The following is a 4543-nucleotide window of genomic DNA, read 5'->3' on the forward strand; positions in this document are numbered from 1 at the left end:
CCCACTATCTGTGCGTCAACATCGAGTGCAGCAAGGAAACCCTGGTTGAGCTCGAAACCGGCTTCCGTTTCAACGACGCCGTGCTTCGCCACCTGACGGTGCTGAAGCCCAAGGCCGAAACCACACCTTCAGTCATGATGAAGTCTGTGGATCGCGAAGAAGCCCGTAAGGCTCCTCAAGTCGCGTCTGCCTAATTCTTTGAATTGGCTTTAGCTTGGTGTTTGAAACGGTAGTGAGTTTGCCGGGCAGCGTGGCACAACAAGGCTGGTGGGTTCTTCGTTGAATCACTTGATCTTGCAAGCGCAGTTGCTTGAGTTGGGTTTGGTCAGGTACACACCGGCCGGTTTGATGGCCTTGGACTGCTGCTTGAAGCATGAGTCCCAGGTTCAGGAAGCTGGCAGGCCGCGCAAGATTTCCCTGGAAATCAAGGCGGTCGTCATCGGTGATCTGGCCAAGCGCCTGCAAAGCTTAGGCCTTGGTGGAATGGCCCAATTTACGGGCTTCCTCAGTGCCCAGCGCAATGGTCGTGGAACGATATTCCACATCACCGCGCTCGAAACCGTCACGACGCCAAATTGTTCGAATCCGGATAGAAATAAATGAGGTCACACAATGGCTCCTCCCCGCGGTAAAGGTCGCTTCTCGAAAGACAAGAAGCCCAAGCGCAATACCCAATCCTTGCTGTTCCGTCGTAAGCGTTTCTGCCGCTTCACCGTCACCGGTGTTGAGCAGATCGACTACAAGGACATCGACACGCTGCGCGATTTCGTCGGCGAAAACGGCAAGATCACGCCCGCTCGCCTGACCGGCACGCGCGCATTCTTCCAGCGTCAGCTGACTGTTGCGATCAAGCGTGCGCGTTTCCTCGCCATGCTGCCGTACAGCGATCAGCACAAGGTCTGAGGAGTAGGACAACATGCAAATTATTCTGCTTGAAAAAGTAGCCAACCTCGGCAACCTGGGCGATGTCGTCACGGTCAAGAACGGTTACGCACGCAACTTCCTGATCCCGACTCGCCAGGCACGCCGTGCCACCGAGGCAGCGATCAAGGAATTCGAAGTCAAGCGCGCAGAGCTCGAGAAGGTCGCCGCTGAAAAGCTGGCAACGGCTCAGGCTCTGGGCGAAAGCTTGGCCGGCAAGACCGTGCGCATCAGCCAAAAGGCTGGCGTGGACGGCCGCTTGTTCGGCTCGGTGACCAATGCCGACGTGGCCGAAGCGCTGGTGAAGCTGGGTTTTGCCAGCATCACGAAGACGCAAGTTCGCATGCCTTTGGGTGCACTGAAGGCGGTTGGCGAATTTTCCGTCAACGTGGCTCCTCACACCGATGTGCTGGTGGAAGTCAGCGTCCAGGTGGTTCGTCAGGCCGACTAAGGTCCTGAGTTGCTGACCCCGGCGGGTCAGTTGAGAAAAGCCGACAGCTGTCAAAGCCGTCGGCTTTTTGCGTTTTTGGACGATGATTTATACACAGTCATCCCCTGCATTTCCACAGGCTTGTCCACAGGGCAGGACTGTTCAGCTTTTTGGGTTTCTTTGTCAATCACCGAGTTTCAGCGAGCCCCATCACCATGAGCGCGACCTTTTCTTCAACGCCCTTACCTGGTTCGTCGGGTTCGTCGGGTTCGTCGGGTTCAGCTGGCCCGGCCGGCTCCGCCGACCGCCGCGACGATGAAGTGGCGCGCCTGCGCACGCCGCCGCATTCGATCGAGGCGGAACAAAGCGTGTTGGGCGGCTTGCTGATCGACAACTCGGCTTGGGACCGCGCCGGCGACTTGCTGACCGAGTCCGACTTCTACCGCTTCGAGCACAAGCAGATCTTTGTCGGCATCGGCAAGCTGATCAATGCGGCCAAGCCGGCCGATGTGGTGACCGTGTTCGAGGAGTTGACCTCCCACGGCAAGGCCGAGGAATGTGGCGGGCTGGCCTATCTGAATGCCTTGGCCCAGAGCGTGCCGAGCGCCGCCAATATTCGCCGTTATGCCGAGATCGTGCGCGAGCGCGGCATCCTGCGTAAATTGGTCAGCGCCAGCGATGAGATCGCCACGGCTGCCATGGCGCCGCAGGGCCGTGCGGTGGCTCAAATTCTCGACGAAGCCGAGGGCAAGATCTTCCGCATTGGCGAGGAGGGCTCACGCAGCCAGCAGGGCTTCCAGAGCATGGATAACCTGGTGGTGGCGCTGATCGACCGGGTCAACGAGCTGGCCGAGAACGGCGCCGAGGACGTCACCGGCGTGCGCACCGGCTTCTATGATCTTGACCGTATGACGGCTGGCTTCCAGCCCGGTGACCTGATCATTTTGGCGGCGCGTCCGTCGATGGGCAAGACCGCGTTCGCGATCAATATTGGCGAGAACGTGGCCATCAATGAGGGCTTGCCGGTCGTCATTTATTCAATGGAGATGGGCGCCGCCCAGCTCGCCATGCGTATGGTCGGCTCGATCGGCCGCATCGACCAAAGCCATCTGCGTACCGGCCGCTTGGCCGACGATGAATGGGGGCGCTTGTCCGAGGCGGTCGACAAGCTCGGCAAGGCCAGCATCTTCATCGACGAGAGCCCGGGCCTGAGCCCGTCGGAGGTGCGCGCTCGTGCGCGCCGTCAAGCGCGTATTTGCGGCAAGCTGGGTTTGATCATCGTTGACTACTTGCAGCTGATGAGTGGCAATGGCGGCAATGAGGAAAACCGGGCCACCGTGATTGGCGAAATTTCGCGCGGCTTGAAGGCCTTGGCCAAGGAGCTGCAATGCCCGGTGATTGCGCTGTCGCAGCTGAACCGCAGCGTTGAGCAGCGGCCCGACAAACGCCCGATGATGAGTGACTTGCGCGAGTCCGGTGCGATCGAGCAGGACGCCGACATCATCATGTTCATCTACCGCGATGACTATTACATGAAGGAGGAGTCCAAGGAGCCGGGCATTGCCGAGATCATCATCGCCAAGCAGCGTAATGGCCCGGTTGGAACCTGCAAGCTCTTCTTCAAGCGCGAGCACACCAAATTCGAGAACCTGGCGCCGGGCTATGTGGGCGTGGGTGGTGACGAGTATTGATTTGCTTCTGGTCGCCCCGGCGTCGTTCAGGACCGTAGAGCAAGCCCGCCGGCCGAGCGTTTTTGCCGGTTGCCTGCACCCAGTGGCTTCACAAAGCGCGTATGCAGTTGCAGAATTCGCTCGGACAAAGACTCGGCATCATCGATTTTTTCGCTGTGCCGCTTGAGCACCAAACCGGCCATGTCGATCAGCTTGGCGTTGCGGGTCGCCTCGCCTTGCTGAATCAGCAACTCCACGCCGACCCGGGCCGAACCTCGCATCGAATGGCGCATCGCTGTTTCAGCAATACCGAAGATCCGCGCATGGCAGTTGCGCAGCTCTTCGGCCACGGCTAGATTGCCCTCGCACATCGCCACAAGCACCTCGGTAGCGGCCTTGGTGGTGCAAAAGCGCAGGCCCAGCTGAGTCACCAATTGACTCATTTCTTCCAGCTCGATCATGGCTGCCAAGCGCACCCAAAGGGCCAAAAGGAGGCTGGCGGCTTCGAGGTCAAAGTCTTCTTGTTCGCTGGCCCGGCGGGTCAGGTCACGCGCGCGCTCCAAGGCATCGGCGACCCGTTTGTCCAGCATGAAGCGCAGGCATTGAAACAACACGTCAAAGCGTTGCAGCCGCTTGGAGTTGGGGTGCCTCTCCATCTCGCTGCTCATCGCGTCAAAGGCATATTTGAGGCCTTTGCTGTCCCGGTTGTCGAAACGCATCAAGGCGATCAAGACCAGGCTCAGCATGTCAAACAACTTGGAACGCAGGCCTTGGGCCATGGTTTGCTCAAGCTGTTTCAAGGCCTCTGGGCGCTGGCCGGCGTAATAGGCCAAGCAGCCGCAACGCTGAGCGCGCAGCAGGCAACCAGGGGTCAGGCGGGCAGCGGTGCGGTAGGTCGCCAAAGCGCCTTCGATTTCACCCAGATCCATTTGCACCCGGCCCATCACATCATGGGAGTCGGCGTGATCGGGGATGTCGCCAATCAGGGTTTCGAGCGTGCGCCGCGCCGCCGACGTATTGCCCGAACCCAGCTCGGTACGCGCCACGCCCAGCCGGGCCCAGGGGACAGTCTTGGCCTCGATGATTGCGTCATAGAGCTTGCGCGCGTCGTCGAAACGATTCAGGCGCAGCAAGAGCTCGGCGCCGATGCGCGCGGCGTACAGCCAGAATTGGCTGCGTGACTCAAAGCGCTTCAAGCAATGGCCGGCGGCGGCTTCGAAATCCTCGCGTTCGATCGCCTCGAAGATGTCCTTCAACACCCGCTTGCGGTGGCGCGCATTGGCCAAACGGTCGGCCAAGGACGCCATGGTGTAGGGCTTGACCAGATAGGCATAGCGCCGCCTCGGCGGCTTCAGCCACCTTGCTGTATGACGCCTCACCGGTGACCATGACGAAGACGGTCGAGTAGGGCAGCAAATGCTCACGCCGCAGCTCATCCAATAAGTCCTGCCCTGACATTTCGCTGCCATCAAAGTGATAGTCGCACAGCACGATGTCGTAGGCCTTGTGCTCTAGGATCACG

6 protein-coding genes are annotated in these 4543 nt (G+C 59.8%); 5 read left to right on the top strand and 1 reads right to left on the bottom strand.

The window, feature by feature from the left end; all coding sequences use genetic code 11:
- The 5 genes from RMO57_RS11265 to dnaB all read left to right on the top strand — a co-directional run.
- The coding region (locus RMO57_RS11265; RefSeq protein WP_414896410.1) for a 30S ribosomal protein S6 at nucleotides 1-194 on the top strand (194 nt) is incomplete at its 5' end.
- A 100-nt stretch (nucleotides 195-294) separates the two neighbouring features.
- A complete protein-coding gene (priB, locus tag RMO57_RS11270; protein WP_310386661.1) occupies nucleotides 295-603 on the top strand; it encodes a primosomal replication protein N in 309 nt (102 codons plus the stop codon).
- A gap of 9 nt (nucleotides 604-612) precedes the next feature.
- Nucleotides 613-903: a 30S ribosomal protein S18 gene (gene rpsR, locus RMO57_RS11275; RefSeq protein WP_263531959.1), complete on the top strand. Its 291-nt coding sequence runs from the start codon at nucleotides 613-615 to the stop codon at nucleotides 901-903.
- Nucleotides 904-916: 13 nt separating this feature from the next.
- Nucleotides 917-1372, top strand: coding sequence for a 50S ribosomal protein L9 (gene rplI, locus RMO57_RS11280; protein ID WP_310386663.1), 456 nt, complete (start codon nucleotides 917-919; stop codon nucleotides 1370-1372).
- Nucleotides 1373-1566: 194 nt separating this feature from the next.
- The gene (gene dnaB / locus RMO57_RS11285; RefSeq protein ID WP_310386664.1) at nucleotides 1567-3042 is read left to right on the top strand and encodes a replicative DNA helicase; all 1476 of its coding nucleotides are present in this window, start codon (nucleotides 1567-1569) and stop codon (nucleotides 3040-3042) included.
- Between the two features lie 26 nt (nucleotides 3043-3068).
- Here the strand turns inward: dnaB and RMO57_RS11290 are convergent, their stop codons facing one another.
- On the bottom strand, nucleotides 3069-4400 hold the full coding sequence (locus RMO57_RS11290; protein WP_310386667.1) for a tetratricopeptide repeat protein: 1332 nt from the start codon (nucleotides 4398-4400) through the stop codon (nucleotides 3069-3071).
- Nucleotides 4401-4543 lie beyond the last annotated feature (143 nt).

Origin of the sequence: Roseateles sp., from assembly GCF_031397715.1 — a bacterium.
Classification (GTDB): Bacteria; Pseudomonadota; Gammaproteobacteria; order Burkholderiales; family Burkholderiaceae_C; genus Paucibacter_A.

Coding starts and splice junctions, on each gene's coding strand:
- dnaB (WP_310386664.1), top strand. CDS start 1,567: ATGAGCGCGACCTTTTCTTCAACGCCCTTACCTGGTTCGTCGGGTTCG.
- rpsR (WP_263531959.1), top strand. CDS start 613: ATGGCTCCTCCCCGCGGTAAAGGTCGCTTCTCGAAAGACAAGAAGCCC.
- rplI (WP_310386663.1), top strand. CDS start 917: ATGCAAATTATTCTGCTTGAAAAAGTAGCCAACCTCGGCAACCTGGGC.